Source organism: Leclercia adecarboxylata, assembly GCF_035787115.1.
In the GTDB taxonomy this organism is placed as follows: Bacteria; Pseudomonadota; Gammaproteobacteria; order Enterobacterales; family Enterobacteriaceae; genus Enterobacter; species Enterobacter adecarboxylatus_E.
Map to the genome: position 1 here is coordinate 150,612 of NZ_JALKTL010000007.1, position 19,149 is coordinate 169,760.

18 protein-coding genes are annotated in these 19,149 nt (G+C 56.3%); 6 read left to right on the forward strand and 12 right to left on the reverse strand.

Annotated features, from left to right (window positions below):
• Positions 1 to 9: 9 nt before the first annotated feature.
• From MXM41_RS19540 to MXM41_RS19550, 3 genes are all read left to right on the forward strand, one after another.
• Positions 10 to 312 carry a PTS lactose/cellobiose transporter subunit IIA gene (locus tag MXM41_RS19540; RefSeq protein WP_072250852.1) on the forward strand — a complete coding sequence of 101 codons (303 nt, stop codon included), beginning with the start codon at positions 10 to 12 and terminating at the stop codon, positions 310 to 312.
• Between the two features lie 162 nt (positions 313 to 474).
• A complete protein-coding gene (locus MXM41_RS19545) occupies positions 475 to 1,854 on the forward strand; it encodes a carbohydrate porin (protein WP_325933814.1) in 1,380 nt (459 codons plus the stop codon).
• Between the two features lie 216 nt (positions 1,855 to 2,070).
• Positions 2,071 to 2,976: an EamA family transporter gene (locus MXM41_RS19550; protein WP_325933815.1), complete on the forward strand. Its 906-nt coding sequence runs from the start codon at positions 2,071 to 2,073 to the stop codon at positions 2,974 to 2,976.
• 387 nt (positions 2,977 to 3,363) lie between these two features.
• On the opposite strand, the gene nepI is transcribed toward MXM41_RS19550, so the two are convergent.
• The 3 genes from nepI to MXM41_RS19565 form a co-directional block, all read right to left on the reverse strand.
• A complete protein-coding gene (nepI, locus tag MXM41_RS19555; protein ID WP_325933816.1) occupies positions 3,364 to 4,554 on the reverse strand; it encodes a purine ribonucleoside efflux pump NepI in 1,191 nt (396 codons plus the stop codon).
• Between the two features lie 64 nt (positions 4,555 to 4,618).
• Entirely contained in the window at positions 4,619 to 5,146 is a 528-nt protein-coding gene (locus tag MXM41_RS19560) for an SRPBCC domain-containing protein (RefSeq protein WP_325933817.1), read from the reverse strand.
• Between the two features lie 97 nt (positions 5,147 to 5,243).
• Positions 5,244 to 5,696, reverse strand: a complete 453-nt coding sequence (locus MXM41_RS19565; protein ID WP_325933818.1) for a DUF1198 domain-containing protein — start codon at positions 5,694 to 5,696, stop codon at positions 5,244 to 5,246.
• A 100-nt stretch (positions 5,697 to 5,796) separates the two neighbouring features.
• On the opposite strand from MXM41_RS19565, the gene MXM41_RS19570 reads away from it, so the two are divergent.
• Positions 5,797 to 6,699, forward strand: coding sequence for a LysR family transcriptional regulator (locus MXM41_RS19570; RefSeq protein WP_325933819.1), 903 nt, complete (start codon positions 5,797 to 5,799; stop codon positions 6,697 to 6,699).
• Here MXM41_RS19570 and MXM41_RS19575 read toward each other — a convergent pair.
• On the reverse strand, positions 6,687 to 7,691 hold the full coding sequence (locus MXM41_RS19575) for an alpha/beta hydrolase (protein ID WP_325933820.1): 1,005 nt from the start codon (positions 7,689 to 7,691) through the stop codon (positions 6,687 to 6,689). The genes MXM41_RS19570 and MXM41_RS19575 overlap by 13 nt on opposite strands.
• Positions 7,692 to 8,415: 724 nt before the next feature.
• Between MXM41_RS19575 and MXM41_RS19580 the strand changes: the two genes are divergently transcribed.
• Positions 8,416 to 9,273 (forward strand): DUF6216 family protein, encoded by an 858-nt coding sequence (locus MXM41_RS19580; RefSeq protein ID WP_325933821.1) that lies wholly within the window; start codon positions 8,416 to 8,418, stop codon positions 9,271 to 9,273.
• 166 nt (positions 9,274 to 9,439) lie between these two features.
• Here MXM41_RS19580 and uhpT read toward each other — a convergent pair whose 3' ends face one another.
• The 7 genes from uhpT to rbsK all read right to left on the reverse strand — a co-directional run bounded on the left by uhpT (position 9,440) and on the right by rbsK (position 17,742).
• Positions 9,440 to 10,831, reverse strand: a complete 1,392-nt coding sequence (gene uhpT, locus MXM41_RS19585; RefSeq protein WP_325933822.1) for a hexose-6-phosphate:phosphate antiporter — start codon at positions 10,829 to 10,831, stop codon at positions 9,440 to 9,442.
• A 132-nt stretch (positions 10,832 to 10,963) separates the two neighbouring features.
• Entirely contained in the window at positions 10,964 to 12,283 is a 1,320-nt protein-coding gene (locus MXM41_RS19590) for an MFS transporter (RefSeq protein WP_325933823.1), read from the reverse strand.
• Positions 12,276 to 13,781, reverse strand: coding sequence for a signal transduction histidine-protein kinase/phosphatase UhpB (gene uhpB / locus MXM41_RS19595; RefSeq protein WP_325933824.1), 1,506 nt, complete (start codon positions 13,779 to 13,781; stop codon positions 12,276 to 12,278). The genes MXM41_RS19590 and uhpB overlap by 8 nt, the downstream gene beginning before the upstream one ends.
• The gene (gene uhpA / locus MXM41_RS19600; RefSeq protein WP_325933826.1) at positions 13,781 to 14,371 is read right to left on the reverse strand and encodes a transcriptional regulator UhpA; all 591 of its coding nucleotides are present in this window, start codon (positions 14,369 to 14,371) and stop codon (positions 13,781 to 13,783) included. The genes uhpB and uhpA overlap by 1 nt, the downstream gene beginning before the upstream one ends.
• 82 nt (positions 14,372 to 14,453) lie before the next feature.
• Positions 14,454 to 15,464 carry an aldose 1-epimerase family protein gene (locus tag MXM41_RS19605; RefSeq protein WP_325933828.1) on the reverse strand — a complete coding sequence of 337 codons (1,011 nt, stop codon included), beginning with the start codon at positions 15,462 to 15,464 and terminating at the stop codon, positions 14,454 to 14,456.
• An 11-nt stretch (positions 15,465 to 15,475) separates the two neighbouring features.
• Complete coding sequence (gene fucP / locus MXM41_RS19610) at positions 15,476 to 16,792, reverse strand: L-fucose:H+ symporter permease (protein ID WP_325933829.1); 1,317 nt, start codon at positions 16,790 to 16,792, stop codon at positions 15,476 to 15,478.
• A gap of 29 nt (positions 16,793 to 16,821) precedes the next feature.
• On the reverse strand, positions 16,822 to 17,742 hold the full coding sequence (gene rbsK / locus MXM41_RS19615) for a ribokinase (protein ID WP_325933830.1): 921 nt from the start codon (positions 17,740 to 17,742) through the stop codon (positions 16,822 to 16,824).
• Positions 17,743 to 18,065: 323 nt separating this feature from the next.
• On the opposite strand from rbsK, the gene MXM41_RS19620 reads away from it, so the two are divergent.
• Entirely contained in the window at positions 18,066 to 18,857 is a 792-nt protein-coding gene (locus MXM41_RS19620; RefSeq protein ID WP_223075656.1) for a DeoR family transcriptional regulator, read from the forward strand.
• A 1-nt stretch (position 18,858) separates the two neighbouring features.
• On the opposite strand, the gene ilvN is transcribed toward MXM41_RS19620, so the two are convergent.
• A complete protein-coding gene (gene ilvN / locus MXM41_RS19625) occupies positions 18,859 to 19,146 on the reverse strand; it encodes an acetolactate synthase small subunit (RefSeq protein WP_039032259.1) in 288 nt (95 codons plus the stop codon).
• Positions 19,147 to 19,149: the final 3 nt, after the last annotated feature.

The following is a 19,149-nucleotide window of genomic DNA, read 5'->3' on the forward strand; positions in this document are numbered from 1 at the left end:
TGAAAGATGATGATTGCCTTAGAAGAAGCCGTAATGGAAATCATCGTCAATGCTGGTCAGTCGCGCAGCCTGTGCTTTGAAGCACTGCATGCTGCGCGGCAGGGCAACTTTGACGAAGCGAAAAGCCTGCTGCGCGAAGCCGATGGTTATGCGCGCCAGGCGCACCATATGCAGACCAAACTCATCGAACAGGACGCGGGCGAGGCCCGTCAACCGATGACGTTAATTATGGTGCATGCTCAGGATCATTTAATGAACTCGCTGCTGGCCCGTGAATTATCCGAAGAGATTATTCATTTATATCAGCGCTAACGTTTAAATATCAGTGATGGAGATAGCGTTACGATAATAGTGTAAAACCTCTGTACCCGTAAAAATAAAAATCAACTTGTTCTGATGATAGCGACATATTCTGTCAATCCGGAACGGGGTGGTTATTGTCTGAATAAAATTTAAATATATATTGAGATAACCATGAATATGATTAAAAAACTTCCATTAACAATGGCGGTTATCGCCGCGCTTTGCCCAATTTCTGTACTCGCACAAGAATTTACGCAGGAGCAAATCGACGCCATTGTCGCAAAAGCGGTGGATAAAGCGCTGGCCGATCGTCAGGCTAAAATGGATGCCGCGGTCGCGAAAAAAGCCGACGTCATCAACGAACCGCAAAGCGCCGCGCAATCGCCGGATATGGCGATTCCGTTCGGGATTAAATTTACCGGCTATGCCCGCTACGGCGCGCACTTCCAGGCCGCCGATCAGAAATATGTCGCCGTCGACGGCTCCTATAACGGCGCCTCGGCGATTGGTCGTCTGGGTAACGAAAGTAACGGCGGCGAGTTCCAGCTCTCCAAAGCCTTCAAGGGCGACAACGGCGCTATCTGGGACGTCAACGTGATGATTGACCACTGGGGTGACGAAGTTAACCTGAAAAAAGCCTATGCCGGTGTAACCAACATTCTGGAATCCAACCCGAACGCCTACATCTGGGCGGGCCGTGACTTCCACCAGCGTCCGCAACAGGGCATCAACGACTACTTCTGGATGAACCACGACGGCCAGGGCGCCGGGGTGAAGAACTTCGACATCGGCGGCGTGCAGTTTGACGTGGCGACCGTGGCGGCAGTGGAATCCTGTAGCCCGGAAGTCATGGACGATGAAGCGAACCCGTCGCGCATCACCTGTACCGGCGGCTCCGGCACCGGCGATAAAGGCAACTACGCGGCCACCTCTAAAATTCACGGCATGAAGCTCGGCCCGATCGATCTGGAGCTGTACGCTAACTACGGCTTTGACTCGAAAGCCATCGACACCGACGAGCGGACCAACGCCTGGCAGGGTGGCGTGGTGCTGAGCCACACCAACGACAGCGGCGTGAACAAGGTGATCGCCCGCTACTCCGATAACGCTGACAACAGCGTGTTCAACAAAACCGAGGATCTGACCACGGTGTACGCTAGCTTCGAAGGGCTGCACAAGTTCACCCAGGCAACTCAGGTAGAGTACATTCTGGCCTTCCACGACTATGACAACAGCCGTGATAACACCGACAACCGTAAGAACTACAACGCTATCGTGCGTCCAATGCACTGGTGGAACGACGTTCACTCCACCTGGCTGGAAGCGGGCTGGCAGCATGTTGATTACGACAACGGCGGGGATAACAAAGGCTGGAAGCTGACCCTGTCGCAGAACATGTCTATCGCGATGGGCCCGGAATTCCGTCCGATGCTGCGCTTCTACGTCACCGGCGGCAAGGTGGATAACGAACGCACCGCCCGCGTGAACAATACCCAGGACGAAACGCTTGACGACTTCAACGTCGGCGCGATGTGGGAAGCCTGGTTCTAGGTAAAAGCAAAACGGCAGCGCAACGTTGCCGTTTTTAATGTTTTCTCCCTCTCCCGGTGGGGGAGGGTTGGGGTGAGGGCATCAGGCCGCACCTTGCTCTGCCGGGTGGCGCTGCGCTTACCCGGCCTACTCATTTTTTAGGCCCGTGCAAGCGCAGCGCCGCCGGGCAATACTCCCATGTTATGCTAGAAAAAAATCGACATAACAGGGGAGAACATGGGTGCCACAAAAAGAGGGATGCTGAACGTTCTGATCGCCGCCATTTTATGGGGCAGCTCAGGGGTTTGCGCACAGTACATCATGGAGAAAAGCCAGATCTCTTCGCCGTATCTGACCATGATCCGCCTGCTGTTTACCGGCGTGATCCTGCTGACATTATCGTTCGTTCACGGCGACAAGATTTTCTCGGTCATCAAAAATCGCAAAGACGCCCTCAGCCTGCTGATTTTTTCTCTGTTCGGGGCGCTGATCGTTCAGCTCACCTTCCTGGTGACGATTGAAAAATCCAACGCCGCTACCGCCACCGTGCTGCAGTTCCTCTCCCCGACCATTATTGTGGCGTGGTTCGCACTGGCGCGTAAAAAGCGCCCGGGCATCTTCGTGCTGGCGGCGATCATGACCTCGCTTATTGGCACCTTTTTACTGGTCACCCACGGCGATCCGACCTCGCTGACTATCTCGCCTGCCGCGCTGGTGTGGGGCATCGCCTCCGCCTTTGCCGCCGCATTCTATACTACCTACCCTTCCACCCTGATTGCCCGCTACGGCACGCTGCCGATCGTCGGCTGGAGTATGCTGCTGGCCGGGTTAATGCTGACGCCGTTCTATGCCGGCCGCGGCACTACCTTCGTCATCGACGGCAGCCTGCTGCTGGCGTTCTTCTATCTGGTGGTGATCGGTACGGCGCTGACCTTCAGCCTGTATCTGAAAGGGGCCCAGATGATTGGCGGGCCGAAAGCGAGCATTCTGAGCTGCGCCGAGCCGCTGAGCAGCGCCCTGCTGTCGGTAATATTGCTGGGGGTGGCGTTTACCCTGCCGGACTGGCTGGGTACGCTGCTGATTGTGTCGTCGGTGGTGCTGATTTCGATGGATTCAAGAAGAAAGGTTCAGACATCAGCGTAGCCTGATGTCCCCTCACCCTAACCCTCTCCCCATAGGGGAGAGGGGACAGCTCGGTGTGGTCTTTTCACCCTCGCCCCTTTGGGGATAGGGGACAGCTCGGTGCGGTCTTTTCACCCTCGCCCCTTTGGGGAGAGGGGACAGCTCGGTGCGGTCTTTTCACCCTCGCCCCTTTGGGGAGAGGGGACAGCTCGGTGCGGTCTTTTCACCCTCGCCCCTTTGGGGAGAGGGGACAGCTCGGTGTGGTCTTTTCACCCTCGCCCCTTTGGGGATAGGGGACAGCTCGGTGTGGTCTTTTCACCCTCGCCCCTTTGGGGAGAGGGGACAGCTCGGTGCGGTCTTTTCACCCTCGCCCCTTTGGGGAGAGGGCCGGGGTGAGGGGTAAATTGACTACTGCGCCTTCACCTTCCCCGCCACCAGCAGCGCGGTGATCAGCATCAGCGTGCCGGAAATGACCAGCGGTGATGTCAGCCCCAGATGGTCGAGCGCAACACCGCCCACCGCCGCCCCGCAGGTATTTGCCAGCTGGATCACCGCCACCTGAATGGAACCGGCTTTTTCGGCCTGATCCGCCAGCGAGCGGGTGATCCACGTTGACCAGCCCACCGGGATCAGCGCAAAGGCAAAGCCCCAGATAATGGCAATCGCCGAGGCGACCCATTTGTCGCTCCCCCACAGAATCAACACGACAGCGCTGACGGCCAGCACCAGCGGCGCGCCCGCCAGCGCCACCTTCAGGGAGCGTTTCAGGAACTGCGCCGACAGCGAGGTGCCGACAAAGCTGGCGATACCGAAGCTTAAAAGCACCAGCGTCAGGCCATCGACGTCAAACCCGGCCATGGTCATAAACACCGGACGGATATAGGTAAAGAAGGCGAACTGTCCGGCGAAGGCCATAAAGATGGCGGTCATTCCCGCCAGCACGCCGGGGCGTTTCAGCAGGCTGAACATGTTCTGCTTGTGATGCGCGGCTTCGCCCGGCAGTGACGGCAGCGCTTTCCAGACCCACAGAATACAGAGCACGCCCATCACCGCGGCGCCGTTAAAGACGTTGCGCCAGCCGATAATACCGCCAAGGAAACTGCCCAGCGGCGCGGCAATCACCAGCGCGATGGAGACCGCGCCGAAGATCACCGACAGCGCTTTCGGCACCGTGCGCGCCGGCACCAGCCGCATGGTGAGCGAGGCGGACATCGCCCAGAAGCCGCCCAGCCCCAGTCCAAGGCAGGCGCGTCCTGCCAGCAGCAGCATAAAGTTATCGGCGAACGAGACCAGCAAGCAGGAGAGCGTCAGCAGGACGCTGAACAGGATCACCACCTTGCGACGGTCAATGGTGCCGATCGCCTGGGTGATAAACAGGCTGGCGAACATCGCCACGAACGCGGTGACGGTGACTGACTGTCCCGCCAGCCCTTCGGAAATGCCCAGATCCTGCGCCATCGGCGTCAGCAGGCTAACCGGTAAAAACTCCACGGTAATCAGGCAGGCGACGCAAAACGCCACGGAGAAAACCGCCGACCAGTTGGGGCGCGAAACCGCTTTGGCCTGCGGTTGAGTCGTGGGCTGGATATGTTCTGTCATGGCATCACCTGAGATAAAAACGTGCGGAAAAGTCGCGCAGTTTATCATCAAAAATGTGACGAATTTAACGTTTTGACAACTTTTCTTGCATCGCCGCCTTCGCCAGTCCGACGATCCACTCCTGGTGCCCGTTAATCATTGGATTCGGCACGGTATGCGCCAGCGCTTGTGCAGGAACGCCTTTCTGCGACTCCTGAGTCAGAATGCGCACCCGGTTGCCGGGCAGATCCTCAAACAGCCAGGCATGAATGACATCCAGACGGGAGGCCGCATCCCCCTCCACCCAGCCGTGCCAGGCGATGCGCGCGGCCTGGCCTGCAACCGGCGGCACATATTCGGTGACCTGCGCCTCTACCGGAAAGCCGAAGGTCGTGAAACGAAAGCGCGCACCGGCGCTGAGCAGCGGGCCGCTGCCGTCGTGAAAACGAATGTCTTCGGCATTGCTGTAATACGCCGGCCAGAGGCGGGTGTCATTGAGCTGATCCCAGACGGCCTGCGCGGTAAGCCCGGCGACGATGATTTCGTTGGATGCAAAGTTATCGGTGGTGCCGGGCAGGTAATCCTGCGGCCAGACAATAGCGGATTGGTTCATGGTTCACCTCATCGTGTGGCTGATAAGGTGATGGTGCACCGGGCAGTGGTATAAATCTAATGACGATGATTTATAATCTTCATCATGAATCGTGATATCAGTGCAGGAAGAACACCCCCTCTTCCGGCAGAAAGTGCTGGTTATAGCGCAGCTGGAAGGCGTTGAGCTCGTATGGATCGGGTTCCATATCGCGCATAAAGCCGAGCGCCAGGCGCACCTGCGCATCGGTGATCGGTGCGGCGAGACGCGCCTTGCGCAGCAGGCGATACCAGCTCTGCAGATTGTCTTCGCTGCTGTCGACAATGCATACCTGCCAGATCAGCAGCACCTGCGCGGCATTTAGCAGATGCGCCTCGTCAGGGCGTTCAAGGTAGCGGATAAACTCATTGCCGGCGCTTTTGCCAAACTGGTCGATCATCGACTCCAGCGGCACAGGGGTGATCCCCAGACGTTCACTGAGACGACGAATGGCGCGTCGGGAACCCGACGTCATTACGCGAAAGCCCACCACAAACACCACGGCAAGCGTAGCCAGCATTATCCAGACCATGAATTCTCCTTAGGGTTAGTCGAGCATAATATCGGGAAACAGCGCGCCTCGACAGCGGACAACGTCGTATTAATGCACAGAAAACAGGTGGTAGAGAGGGATGAAAACGGATATCCGCACGCTGGATCTGAATCTTTTAAAAACGCTGGATGCCCTGCTGGATGAACGCAGCGTCACCCGCGCGGCAGCACGCTTATCCCTGACCCAGCCCGCGGTCAGCGGCATGCTCACCCGGCTGCGCGACTACTTTGCCGATCCGCTGTTTATCCGGGTGCCGCACGGCATGGTACCAACCACGCGAGCAGAAGAACTGGCCGCGCCGGTAAAACGCATTCTTGCGGAGATCGACGTGCTGCTTCAGCCCGTTGAATTCTCGCCTTCCACCGCCGAGCTGATCTTTACCGTCGCCGCCACCGACTATGCCCTGCGGGCGGTGATAGTGCCCTTTCTCGCCGCGCTCAAGACACGGGCGCCCGCCGTTCGCCTGCGGGTGGTGCCTGTTGAACCGGATCGCCTCACTGCGCAACTTGAGCAGGGGAAGATCGATGTGGCGTTACTGACGCCAGAGACCACACCCGGCGAACTCCACACACGTGCGCTGTATGACGAACGCTATGTCTGCATGATGCGCGCCGACCACCCGGACGCGGGTAGCCCATTGACGCTCGAGAGATTTTGCGCGCTGGAGCATGTGCTGGTTTCTTACGAAGGCGAGAGTTTTCACGGCGTCACCGACGACGCGCTGGCGCAAATTGGGCGCACACGGTATGTCGGATTATCGGTGAGCAGCTTTCTGGTGCTGCCGGAGGTGCTGGTAATCAGCGATATGATTGCGGTGGTGCCGGCGCGGATGGCGGAAAACCGGCAAGGGATGTGGGTCTGTGAGGCACCCGTAACCCTTCCCGGGTTCACCAAAAGCCTGGCCTGGCACGGCAGGACGCACCGCAACCCCGCACAGGCGTGGCTGCGCGGGTTGATGCTTGAGACAAGTCAGCGGCTCTGAAGCCCCTTTAACAGCGCCTCATGGAAACGCGCAGGATCCTGCATCTGCGGCGCGTGGCCCATGTCGTTAAACTCGACCAGCGTGGCGTGCGGGATACGCTTCGCCGTCTCCTGACCCAGCACCGCGTAGTTGCCGAGGGTCTTGCGGATCTCCGGCGGGGCGAGATCTTTGCCGATGGCGGTGTTGTCTTTTGTACCGATCATCAATAAGACCGGCATCTTCAGCTCGCTAAATTCATAGATTACCGGCTGGGTGTAGATCATGTCGTAGAGCAGGGCCGAGTTCCAGGCCACGCGCTCTTTACCCGGCCCGTTGTTCAGCCCGGCGAGCATGGTGACCCAGCGCTCGTACTCCGGCTTCCACTCTCCGGCGTAGTAGGTGTTTTTCTCGTACTGGCGGATGCCGTCGGCGCTGGTTTTCAGCTCGCGCTGGTACCACTGGTCAACGGTAATGTGCGGCACGCCGCGCGCTTTCCAGTCCTCAAGACCAATCGGGTTCACCATCACCAGCTGCTCTACCTGCTGCGGCCACATCAGCGCGTAGCGGGTCGCCAGCATGCCGCCGGTGGAGTGCCCGATGACCGTGACGCGATCGATACCCAGCTCTTTCAGTAAGGCATGAGTGTTATCGGCGAGCTGCTGGAAAGTGTACTGATAACGCTCGGGCTTAGTGGATTTGCAAAAACCGATTTGATCGGGCGCTACCACCCGGTAGCCGCTGGCGGTGAGGGCGCGGATCGTGCCGTCCCAGGTGCCAGCGCAGAAGTTTTTACCGTGCATCAGCACGACGGTGCGGCCGTTGGCGTTTTCCGGTTTTACGTCCAGATACGCCATATCCAGAGACTGGTTTTGCGAGGTGAAAGTAAAGTGTTTAACCGGCCAGGCGTAGTCAAAACCTTCCAGCTTCTCGCCATACGTTGGGGTGTCCGCAGCCATCGCGGGTGAGGCCAGCGCCACCAGCAGCGCAAGGCAGGACAATCGTCGGGTCAACATGCAAGCTCTCCATTAGCAAGGGGCTAAGGCTGCGCGAAAGGCGGCAGCAAAATAAAACTGTAGAGCATAGAGCGGAGCGGATGTGTAAAGCGGGGTAAAAGTATTGTCTCAGTTGCTACATTCTGGTGTGTTGTACAGGTTATTACTGAAGTTATTGAAGCGGCAGACATAGCAACTTGTCGCTCATCTTTAATCAAATCAGAGCATTTTCTGTCACTGAATATAGGGTTCCTTTATAAAATCAGCCAACAGGCAGACGAGATCATGCAAAATTCAAGCATAATGGAAACGGGTATTTTTTCTGCAGAAAGTTGGTCGATTGAATGTTTAGGCAGGTCATTTTGGCAGAGCCTTTTCATATGCATAAGCGCATTGAGTAATCGTCCGCGTCAGGCATTGCGTGCTGCGGAATCGTCTGTTTCGACAAGCACATTCGCAAATGTCCAGAAAAAGAGTTGGTAAAGGTGTTTAGTTAATACCAGATGACGTAATACCATTGTTACAATGGTAGCTTCCAAAATTTGATAAACCCTACAATAGCAGTTCAGAGGAGTTGATGCTTCAATCTCTATAAGCATATAATAACCAAGAAAAATCAATCGAAACAATTAACGTCAATATACAAGTATATTTACAGAGGATAGCAAAAGCTCAAGACACCTAATGAAGTTGGCTTCAAAAAACTTGACTTTCAGCGCCGCAGCAATTATTAAGAGAATTAACAATGGATACATCATTCAATACTTTACTTTCATATTTAACGGAACTCATTGATAATAAATATGTATTTTCAGCAATTGTTTTTTCCACTGTTTTGGCTCTTATTTTTTACATCAAATGGAAGGCAAAATCTGGATTCTCAATTTCCAATAAGTTGTTCATATTTCTTATAGGATACAGTAAAAAAAACAACAACGACCTCATTGATGAGATTATAGATATTGAAAAATTCAATTTCCACTACAATACTAATGCTATATCCAAAAGACAGATTAGTAGATTTGAGTTATGGATTCGAACTTACGAGTTAGATTTCAGGCTTATATCAAAACTAAAAAATCACCTAAACATTGAAACTCTAAAAATAAAGAAGGTTAATAACATATATTTTATATTAGTCTTTTTAAGCATTTTCGTTCCGTTCTTTGCATTATTTCCAGCAATTGATGTTGCGCTGAAACCAGCATTTCTCATTAAAATAGAAAATACAGGATGGTTTTGGATAAACAAAAATCAAGCCACAGAGTATATGTTAACTAATAAAAAAAAGCCATGGGTAATCAACAAAACCACTTGCACTGAAAATAATTCAGCCACACCACCAAAAAACATCATTAAATTAATTGATGAAAAATCATTCAATCTGATATGCAAATCTTTCAGTAGCAAAGAAGATCAGATTTTTATTGAAAGAAAAATCAAAGAACAGCAATTATTTTTCTATATTGTATCAATCGCATTAGCTTTTTTAGCTTTTATTTTATTTAAACATTTGATGAAATTAATATCTGCATATGAATCACGAAAAATGGTTTTGTTAAAAATAAAAAACCTCCGAAGTAAGAGGAGATATAGATCCTGAAGTGAAAAATCATCAACTAAATGTCAAGTATGAAAATTAATTATACAAACCGGAAAAGAATTTCCTAAAGCAATTAATTTAGTCTGAAAAAAATCTGCAGGACTTGAATGAGAAATTTAAGCCCTGCTAATTCAGTCATTTTATCGCTTATGTGCAATTCTCACACTCAAGCTACTTTTAATTTCTGAGCACGGTTCTCGCGGCGGATCTTGCGCTCTTCCAGCACCGCGACCATCGCCATCAGGACGATACAGCCGATGGCGGCCGCATCCAGCGCCGCAAAGGTGCCCGCCCAGCCGGTGAGGCCGAAGATCGGCGTGCCGTCGGCGATCATCCCCAGACCCAGCTTGGCGAAGCTGTCGCCGATCAGGTAGGCGAAGGTGCCCTTAATCCCATCGGCGGCGCCGATCGCTTTTTTCGGCACGAAGCCGACTGCCGCCACGCCGATCAGCAGCTGCGGGCCAAACACCAGGAAGCCGAGCGCGAACAGGGACGCCAGATAGACGTACTGGTTGCTGGCGTGCTGGTAGACGCCGAGGGTGGCGATAATCAGCGCCAGCGCGACGCAGGCCACCAGCGCACGACGGCCGTTGGCGAGATCCGAGAGCCAGCCCCAGAGCAGGGTGCCGACCAGCGCGCCCACTTCAAACAGGGTGAAGCCCTGAATCGCCACCTCTTTGGAAAGCTTCAGCTCCTGGAAGGCATACACGGTTGACCACTGATCAATACCGATGCGCACCACGTAGAGGAAGATATTGGAGAAGCAGAGCAGCCAGATGACTTTGTTTTTCAGCACGTACTCAACAAAGATCTGCCATTTGGTCATCTCGTTCTCTTCGGTCTCTTTGTCCTCTTCGCTGATCTCTTCATTAAACAGCTCTTCGGCTTTACCCAGTCCGTAAGATTCCGGGGAGTCGCTGCCGTAGCGCAGGCCGATAAAGCCGACGATCAGGGCGATAATCGACGGGAAGATAAACATGCCGATGACATGGCCGTCGAACAGCACGTTAGCACCGAACAGCGCCACGCCTGCCGCACCGGCACCGCCGAGGTTGTGGGAGATGTTCCACATGCCGAGGTAGGAACCACGCTTGCGGCGCGGGGTCCATTTGGTGATGGTGGAGTAGCTGCACGATCCGCCGGTACTCTGGAAGAAACCGCTCAGGGCGTAGAAGGCGATCATCATGAACAGGCTGACGGAGCCTGCGCCCATGCTGGCGCTGAAGCCGAGCATACAGATAGCGGAGAGGATCAGCATAAACGGCAGGAACTGCTTGGTGTTTTTGCCGTCCGCGTAGTAGGAGACAACGGTTTTCCCCACCCCGTAGGTGATGGAGAAACCGAGGCCAATCATCCCCAGCTGCGTCATGCTCAGCCCGTAGGTGGAGATCATGTCGTTCTGCGCAATGTTAAAGTTTTTGCGGATCAGGTACATGGTCAGGTAGCCGATGAAGACCACCAGATAGGACTGCATGAAGGGTTTGAACCACATTTTTCGCCGCACATCGAGCGGCAGATCCAGGGCCGGCTTGCGCACCTGATTTAAGAAGGCCAGCATGTATCAATGTCTCCTGAGCTGATTTTTGCCGCATTGTAAAAATCAGCCGGGCGTGACGCCTGAGACAGCGTCCAGGTAAAACCGGGAAAATTTCTTAGTTTTGCCCCACTCGCGGTGAAAAGGTGAGGCGCATCACATCATACTGGCTTCACGCGGGGCCTGCGCGTTGAGGAAAGGCAGCAGCAGCAGGGCCGAAATCCCCGCCGCGATGGCGATCACCCCGAAGAAACCACTCCAGTGCCAGGTGTCGATCACCCAGGCCAGCGGCCAGCCGGAGAGCGACGCCCCGAGGTAGGCGAACAGCCCGACAAAACCCGTTGCCGCTCCTGCCGCATCCTTATGGGAACACTCCGCTGCCGCCATGCCGATCAGCATCTGCGGGCCAAACACAAAGAAGCCGATGGTGAAGAAGCACGCCGCCTGCATGACGTAGCTGGCAAAAGGCATCAGCCACAGCGAGCCGACCGAGAGCAAAATTCCGGCGGCGAAAATGAGGTTCATCGGACCGCGGTTGCCGTTAAAAAGCTTATCCGAGCCCCAGCCCGCCACCAGCGCGCCGATAAACCCGCCCAGCTCGAACATCGTTACCGCCGAGTTGGCGGTCACCAGATCCACACCCAGCGTCTCGGACATATACAGGTTGCCCCAGTCGTTGATCGCTGCCCGCACCACGTAGACCAGCACGTAGCAGAGCGACAGCAGCCAGATATAGGGATTTTTCAGCACGTATCGGGTGAGGATCGCTTTGCGGGACAGCCCCGCCCCCTCCTGCTGCTGGGCAATCTCCATCTCATCGTGCCGCCAGTCGCCTACTGGCGGAAGGCCCACGGTTTGCGGCCTGTCGCGCAGGCGCCAGCAGAGGAACAACCCGGCGAGGATCGCGAGACAACCGGCAACCATCATCCCCGTGCGCCAGCCGTAGTGCAGCGCCGCCGCGCCGACCACCATCGGGATCAGCGCCCCGCCGACGTTATGGGCGGTGTTCCAGATCGCCCACCAGCCGCCGCGCTCGTTGCGCGAGTACCAGGCGGTGAGCAGACGGGCGCAAACCGGTGCCCCCCAGCCTTGGAAAAAGGCGTTCAGCGCCCACAGCAGGGCAAAAGCCCATAGCGAGGTGGAGAAGCCAAACAGGATATTTACCATCCCGGTCGCAATCAGCCCGACGCCCATAAAGTAGCGGGCGTTGGAGCGGTCGCTGACGATGCCGGAGAAGAACTTCGACAGGCCGTAGGTGATGTAAAACAGCGTCGCCAGCAGGCCGATATCGGTGCGCGTCATCACCCCGCTGGCAAGGATCTCCGGCGCGGCGGCGTTGAAGCTTTTGCGGGTAAAGTAAAACAGCGCGTAGCCGAGCCAGAGGGTGATCAAAATATGGCGTCGCCAGTAGCGGTAGCGGGCGTCGATTTCTGCCTTATCGCTTATCGGGGCGGCATCGACAGGGGGTTTAAACATGGTGACTCCGAAGCGGTAAACTGACGCTGACGCGCGTCCCGTGGGTGCAGGAGAGGTTCAGCGTGCCGCCCAGCGCCTTCACGCGCTCGCGCATCCCCGCCAGGCCAAAGCCCTGCTGCCCGGAGCCCGGCGGCAGGCCGCAGCCGTCGTCTTCAATCACCAGCATCAGGCGCTCGTCCTGCTGCCAGCCCTGTATCGTGACCGCGCTGGCGCTGGCGTGTTTGACGATATTATTCAGCCCCTCCTGACAGACGCGGAACAGGGTGACACGCTGGCCTTCACTCAGCGTTGTCTCGTCGATGTCCCAGTCGAGATGACTGACGATGCCGCGGCTCTCCAGCTCCATCTCACGCATCAGGGAGCGTACCGCCTGTTCCAGGGTCAGGTCGTCGAGCTGACGCGGACGCAGCCTGCCGAGCAGGCGGCGCACCGAGTCATAGACGCCCAGCGAAAGCTGTTCGATATGCGCCCCGCCCTGCTTCACGCCCGCGTTTTCAGCCGCCAGACGCTGGACGATGCCCGCCTGGGTGCGGATGGCGGTAATGGTCTGGCCGATATCATCGTGCAGCTCGCGCGCCACCTCCTGCCGCACACTCTCTTCGGTCTCCAGCAGGCGTTCAGCCAGGCGACGGTTGCGTGCCAGCTCGGTTTGAAGGGAGAGGTTCAGCTCGCGCAGACGCTGAATGCCCGCCCCCAGCAGCAGCCCGGTCAGGCTCTGGGCCAACAGGGAGAGCAGCAGATCCACCGGGTGATCGTGCCAGGTCTGGCTGGCAATCAGAGCGATGGCGTTCATCAGCGTGGCGATCAGCGCCCCCTGCCAGCCGTAGTGCCAGGCCAGGGCAATGATCGGCAGCGCCAGGCAAAACGGCGTGAAGCGCGACAGCTCCGCGGGCAGACCAAGCTGCAACCACAGGCTCACCACAAACAGCAGCAGATACCCGATGAGATGCCGGGTACGCCAGTTCACCGGTTGAGAAACCAGCGCCGGGCCAAGCGGCTGCCAGACGGTGCTGGTGAGGTAGTGCCAGATAACGAGGCAGATCGGGGCCAGGGTCAGCCCGCCGGTCAGGGTCAGCAGCAGGGCGTTAAGCCTCTCCTTCTCGCCCACCCAAGGTAGGGATTGCAACAGCGCGGCGGCAATCAGCGCCGCCCCCTGGCGCAACAGGGTGCGCCAGTCGCGCTGGTGGCGGTAGCGGGAGATCAGCGCCACGGGAATAAGCGTCAGCACGCTTCCGGTCATCAATAAGGGCAGATGCGCGAGGGCAACTTCCTCCGCAAGCCAGACCAGCATCAGCCACTCTGCGCCCAGCAGCACCGGCCAGTAGCCGCGCGGGCATTGCAGCATCAGCCCCAGCCGCAGGCCGAAGGGGAACAGCAGCACCGCCAGCTCCGGGCGTTCCACCAGGTGCAGGCTGATGCTCCACAGGCAGAACCAGGCGGCGGAGAAGATAAAGAAGCTGGCGACCACCGCCACCAGCCGGGAGAAAAAGGCGTGCATTACCAGCCGTCAAACATGCGGCGCGCCAGCTCAACGTCATTGCTGACGCCCAGCTTTTCCATCAGGTTGGCGCGATGAACGTGTACGGTTTTTGGCGACAGGCCCAGCTCAATGGCGATCTCTTTCACCGCCATCCCCTGAGCCAGCTTTTCCGCCACCTGGCGTTCGCGCCGGGTGAGCGGATCCTGGCGTCCGGCCGCCAGCTTGATGGCGATATCCGGCGTCAGGTAACAACCGCCGGTGGCGACGGTACGCACGGCGGCAATCAGCTCGTCCGGGCTGCAGCGTTTGGAGAGGAAGCCGCGCGCGCCCGCGTTCAGCGCCTGCTCCACCAACGCCGGGCTGTCGTGGACCGAGAGCATGATGGTCGTCATTCCTTTCGGCAACTGGCTCAGCAGCGCCAGCCCGGAGATATCCGGCATTGAGATATCGCAGATGCAGACCTGCACCCCGCGACCCGGCAGGCCAGCCAGCGCCTCGCGCCCGGAGCCAAACTCCGCCACCACCTGAAAATCGGGCTCCAGGCTCAGCAGCTGGGCAAATCCGGAGCGGACGATAAGGTGATCGTCGATAAGGGCGATGGTAGTCATGGCGCATTCCTGGCGGGATGAAAAAACGCGCTTACCTTAGCGGCAAGCGCGTTGCTGTTCAAGCGATGAACGATTTGTGCCGTCAGAGGATGCCGGTGGTCACCGTAAAACGGCGGGTTTCGGCCGGAGCCAGTTCAATCAGGCTACCGCTGCGCTGGGCCGCCAGGAACCCTTCCGGACGGCAGGTGGCCGGGAGCACGAAGGCCGCCACCTGCTGATCGCCGTTGTAGAGGATCCAGCGCGTGGCATAGTTAAGCTCCGCGCTGGCAAAGCGGGTCACGAAGGTGACGCCGTCCGGTGCGGTCATGCGAAACTCCGGGTGCGCAGTGTAGCGGTCGAGCGTGTCGGCAAAAAAGACAATTTCCGGATCGTAATAGTGCGGTTCATCCAGCGTGTTCAGCGTGGCTTCGCCCTGCAGCAAACGCTGATTGAACGCCAGCCACTGCCCGGTAGGCTTGACGTGCGCCGGAACCGACTCCCGCAATTTGATTGCCTCCTCAGGTACGTTCTGGCTGAAGGTCGCACCCGCCACATACGCATAGTTCATGTGGCACATATACTGGAGCGGCATCGGCACCGACGCCAGATTGGTCACCGACATGGCGATATCAAACAGGGCGCTGTCCTTATGCAGCGTGACGGCGGGCTGCGCCTGGTAGTGGTGGCCGAAGCCCATCACATATTCATAGCGCCCGGTCACCGTCAGGCTGTCGCCGTCCAGCACCAGCCAGGCTTCGTCCATTGGCGCGCAGGGCATTTCGCCGTGCAGCGGATGGGTATCTTCCGGCGACGGGCAGCCGTTTGCCAGCAGGCCAGAGTGGAAGGCGAAACAGCCGTAGGTTTCGACCACCTCTTTTGCCGCTTTGGGCTGGCTGAACATGTTGCGCATCGTCAGGTCGTGACCATCGAATTCGGCATCCCAGATCATCTGCCCCAGCCAGGGCAGGATAACCAGATGACCGCGACTGTTTTGCACCCGCAGCCCCTCCACGCCGCTGGCGTAGCGAAACGCCGTCACCGTGAAATCGTCGTTTTGCAGCAGGGTGCGCGGCTGTTCGGTAAAGAGCGCGCGCCACAGGGGAAGTTGCGTCATGGTGATCCTCCTCAGGAAGCGGTGGCTTCGGTCAGTTCGCGGCGCACTTTGCTCTCACGCCAGAAGTAGATGCCCACGTAAACAAAGCACAGCATCGACACCAGGAACGAGGCCTGCAGCGAGTGGAACAGATCGGCCACATAGCCCTGCACCGCAGGGACCACCGCCGCGCCCACAATCGCCATCACGATCACCGCGCCGGCCATCTCGGTATGTTCGTTGTCCACGGTATCGAGAGTTCCGGCGTAGATGGTGGCCCAGCACGGCCCAAACAGAATGCTCACCAGTACCGCGACGTACACCGCGCTAAAGCTCGGGGCCAGGGCGACATAGGCCAGGAACAGTGCGCCAATCACCGAGTACATAATCAGCACTTTCGCCGGATTGAAGCGAGTCATCAGAATATTGGCGACAAACTTACCGATGAAGAAGCAGGCAAAGCTGTAGACCATAAAGTTGGAGGCGTCGCGCTCGTTGATATCCCCCAGCTCCAGCGCCAGACGGATGGTGAACGACCACACCGCCACCTGCATGCCCACATACAGGAACTGCGCCACGATACCGCGACGAAAGCGAGCGTTAGTGGCGAGGTAGCGCAGGGTATCCATTGCCGATGGTCGTTTATGCTCCGCGGTTTGCGCCACTTTACAGGTCGGGAAGCGGGTCAACAGGAACAGCACCATCACCACGACCAGCACCATAATCATGTACTTGTAGGGCTCGAGCGTGTTCTCCAGCATCAGGATCTTGAAGTTATGCATCTGCTCGGCGTTCATGCCCGCCATCTGTTTTTCCAGGCTGTCGCCTTCGGAGAAGACCAGATATTTACCCAGCAGGATGCCCGCCGCAGCGCCAATCGGGTAAAAGGTCTGGCTGATATTCAGGCGCAGCGTGGCGTAGGCTTTTGGGCCAATCATCGAGCTGTAGGTATTGGCCGCCGTTTCGAGGAAGCTCAGACCAATCGCAATGGCAAAGATCGCCGCCAGGAACATGGTGTAGGTTGCCATGTGCGAGGCGGGGAAAAAGAGCGTGCAGCCGACAATATAGAGCGTTAATCCCGTTAAGATCGCCACTTTATAGCTGGTCTTTTTAATCACCAGCGAAGCCGGAATAGCAATCAGGAAATAGCCGCCATAAAACGCGCTTTGCACCAGCGCTGAGGCAAAATTGCTGAGTGCAAAGACGCTTTTAAATTGCGTAATTAAAATATCATTTAAAGCAGCAGCGCATCCCCATAACGGGAATAAGCAGGATAACAAAATAAACTGGAACAGAGGGGTTTTATTCAGATAGCCGTCAGGCATCTGAATGATGTTTTTATCGTTCATAGTGCTACCTTTTATTTCGCAGGGTTTTATTATTCGTTCAACGCCAGGAACTCGTTGAATTGTTCGATGCTGGGGTAAGACGACTGGGTGCCTTTGCCGGTGACGCTAAACGCGGCAAAGAGCGCGGCTTTTTTCATGGCGGCTTCGACGTTGCCGCTCTGTACATAGTAATGCGCAAAGCAGCCAATAAAGGCATCGCCCGCTCCGCTGGTGTCGACCGCATTCACTTTAAACGCCGGAACCACAACTTCTTTATCACGGGAGAGCCACAGCGCCCCTTTTTCGCCCATGGTGACGATAATATTATTCAGCCCTTTATCCACCAGCGAACGGGCCGCGAGGCAAATATTCTCGTAGGTGTTTACCGGCATTCCGGTCAAAATTTCCAGCTCGGTTTCATTGGGGACAAAGAAATCGCATTTGCAGGCGTAAGACATATCTAATTCGCGCAGCGCCGGGGCCGGATTTAATAAAACCTTAATGCCATGTTTCTTGCCAAATTCAATGGCGTGATAAACCGTCTCCAGCTGAACTTCCAGCTGCAGAACAATAAGCTGGCACTTTTTCAGGTCCTCTGCCGCGCGGTCGATATCTTCCGGCGAGAGAAATTTATTGGCGCCCTTCACAATCAGAATGCTGTTGCTGGAGTTGGCGTTAACAAAGATCGGCGCCACGCCGCTGCTGGTACAGGGTACTTTTTCCACATAGGTGGTATTGATGCCCCAGGACTCCAGATTACGGATGGTATTATCGGCAAAGATATCGTCACCGACTTTGGTGAGCATCATCACTTTTGAATTGAGCTTGGCCGCCGCCACCGCCTGGTTAGCCCCTTTGCCGCCGCAGCCAATTTTAAAGGCCGGCGCTTCGAGGGTTTCGCCCTCTTTCGGCATCTGATTAATGTAGGTGATGAGATCCACCATGTTGGAGCCGATAACCGCGATATCCATGTTTACTACCTCTCTGAAACAATCACATAGCAATGATATTATCGTAACATTATCATGTTATTTCCGTATCATTTGTGACTGCGATCGCGATTAGCGGATCCACTGTTACTGTTTATTGTTTAGTCGATGCGCGGGTTTAAAAGTGAGGAGCAATGGCAGGAATTCATAATTAATATAGTAATTACAACAAATTGAAGTACATTGACAGTTACAGAAGTGGCTTTTCTTTCTGGCCGGGCGGCAGTATAGTATGACGCAACAAAAATGTTCCTGGCGCATCATGAATGTGTTTTAAGGAACATCATACCGTGCGGAGAAGGTGAATGGAGACGAAGCAAAAAGAACGAATCCGGCGTCTGGTGGAGCTGTTAAAAAAAACCGACCGCATACACCTGAAAGATGCCGCCCGGATGCTCGAAGTCTCCGTCATGACCATCCGTCGCGATCTGAGCCCGGATAACCATGATACCGTGCTGCCCCTGACCCTGCTGGGCGGCTATATCGTGATGGTTAATAAACCGGCCACCGCCCCCGCGGCACCCGTGGTGCGCAGCCAGACGCACCATCCTGACGATCTGCCCATCGCCATCCTCGCCGCCGGCATGGTGGCGGAAAACGACCTGGTTTTTTTCGATAATGGCCCGGAGATGCCGCTGGTGATTAGCATGATCCCCGACGACATCACCTTCACCGGCATCTGCTATTCCCATCGCGTGTTTATGGCGCTCAATGAAAAGCCGAACGCCACCGCGATTCTGTGTGGCGGCACCTACCGGGCAAAGAGCGATGCGTTCTACGACACCAGCAATCCGTCGGTGCTGGACTCCCTGAACCCGCGCAAGGTGTTTATCTCGGCCAGCGGCGTGCATGAGCACTATGGGGTGACCTGGTTTAACCTTGACGATCTGGCCACCAAGCGCAAAGCCATTCAGCACGGCATCCGCAAAATCCTGCTGGCCCGCTACGCCCTGTTTGATGAAGTGGCGCCCGCCAGCATCGGGCCGCTGTCGGCGTTTGATGTGCTGATCAGCGACCGCCCGCTTCCGGCGGACTATCCGGCCCACTGCCGGAACGGCTTTGTGAAAATTATTACCCCGGACGCCGCCGGGGAGTAAGTTACTCGAAGAACACCGCAATTTTATTAAACATGGTCGGATCGGACTGGTTACGCACCACTTTCACCACGTCTTCCAGCTTGTCGATCTGGGCCATCATCTGCTCCAGACGCTGATCGTCATTCACCAGCAGCCAGATGCGGCTGTGCTCGCTGCCCTGAATAGGCAGGCAAAGTATGCCTTCCACGTTAAACGCCCGGCGGGCAAACAGCCCGCAGACGTGGGTCATAACGCCAGGATGGTTGCGGACGGTGAGTTCCAGAATGACGTTATCATTTTGTTTTTGCATGGC

Excerpts from the sequence above, each read along its gene's own strand:
- MXM41_RS19540 (WP_072250852.1), top strand. The coding sequence starts at position 10 with ATGATTGCCTTAGAAGAAGCCGTAATGGAAATCATCGTCAATGCTGGT.
- MXM41_RS19545 (WP_325933814.1), top strand. The coding sequence starts at position 475 with ATGAATATGATTAAAAAACTTCCATTAACAATGGCGGTTATCGCCGCG.
- MXM41_RS19550 (WP_325933815.1), top strand. The coding sequence starts at position 2,071 with ATGGGTGCCACAAAAAGAGGGATGCTGAACGTTCTGATCGCCGCCATT.
- nepI (WP_325933816.1), bottom strand. The coding sequence starts at position 4,554 with ATGACAGAACATATCCAGCCCACGACTCAACCGCAGGCCAAAGCGGTT.
- MXM41_RS19560 (WP_325933817.1), bottom strand. The coding sequence starts at position 5,146 with ATGAACCAATCCGCTATTGTCTGGCCGCAGGATTACCTGCCCGGCACC.
- MXM41_RS19565 (WP_325933818.1), bottom strand. The coding sequence starts at position 5,696 with ATGGTCTGGATAATGCTGGCTACGCTTGCCGTGGTGTTTGTGGTGGGC.
- MXM41_RS19570 (WP_325933819.1), top strand. The coding sequence starts at position 5,797 with ATGAAAACGGATATCCGCACGCTGGATCTGAATCTTTTAAAAACGCTG.
- MXM41_RS19575 (WP_325933820.1), bottom strand. The coding sequence starts at position 7,691 with ATGTTGACCCGACGATTGTCCTGCCTTGCGCTGCTGGTGGCGCTGGCC.
- MXM41_RS19580 (WP_325933821.1), top strand. The coding sequence starts at position 8,416 with ATGGATACATCATTCAATACTTTACTTTCATATTTAACGGAACTCATT.
- uhpT (WP_325933822.1), bottom strand. The coding sequence starts at position 10,831 with ATGCTGGCCTTCTTAAATCAGGTGCGCAAGCCGGCCCTGGATCTGCCG.
- MXM41_RS19590 (WP_325933823.1), bottom strand. The coding sequence starts at position 12,283 with ATGTTTAAACCCCCTGTCGATGCCGCCCCGATAAGCGATAAGGCAGAA.
- uhpB (WP_325933824.1), bottom strand. The coding sequence starts at position 13,781 with ATGCACGCCTTTTTCTCCCGGCTGGTGGCGGTGGTCGCCAGCTTCTTT.
- uhpA (WP_325933826.1), bottom strand. The coding sequence starts at position 14,371 with ATGACTACCATCGCCCTTATCGACGATCACCTTATCGTCCGCTCCGGA.
- MXM41_RS19605 (WP_325933828.1), bottom strand. The coding sequence starts at position 15,464 with ATGACGCAACTTCCCCTGTGGCGCGCGCTCTTTACCGAACAGCCGCGC.
- fucP (WP_325933829.1), bottom strand. The coding sequence starts at position 16,792 with ATGAACGATAAAAACATCATTCAGATGCCTGACGGCTATCTGAATAAA.
- rbsK (WP_325933830.1), bottom strand. The coding sequence starts at position 17,742 with ATGGATATCGCGGTTATCGGCTCCAACATGGTGGATCTCATCACCTAC.
- MXM41_RS19620 (WP_223075656.1), top strand. The coding sequence starts at position 18,066 with ATGGAGACGAAGCAAAAAGAACGAATCCGGCGTCTGGTGGAGCTGTTA.
- ilvN (WP_039032259.1), bottom strand. The coding sequence starts at position 19,146 with ATGCAAAAACAAAATGATAACGTCATTCTGGAACTCACCGTCCGCAAC.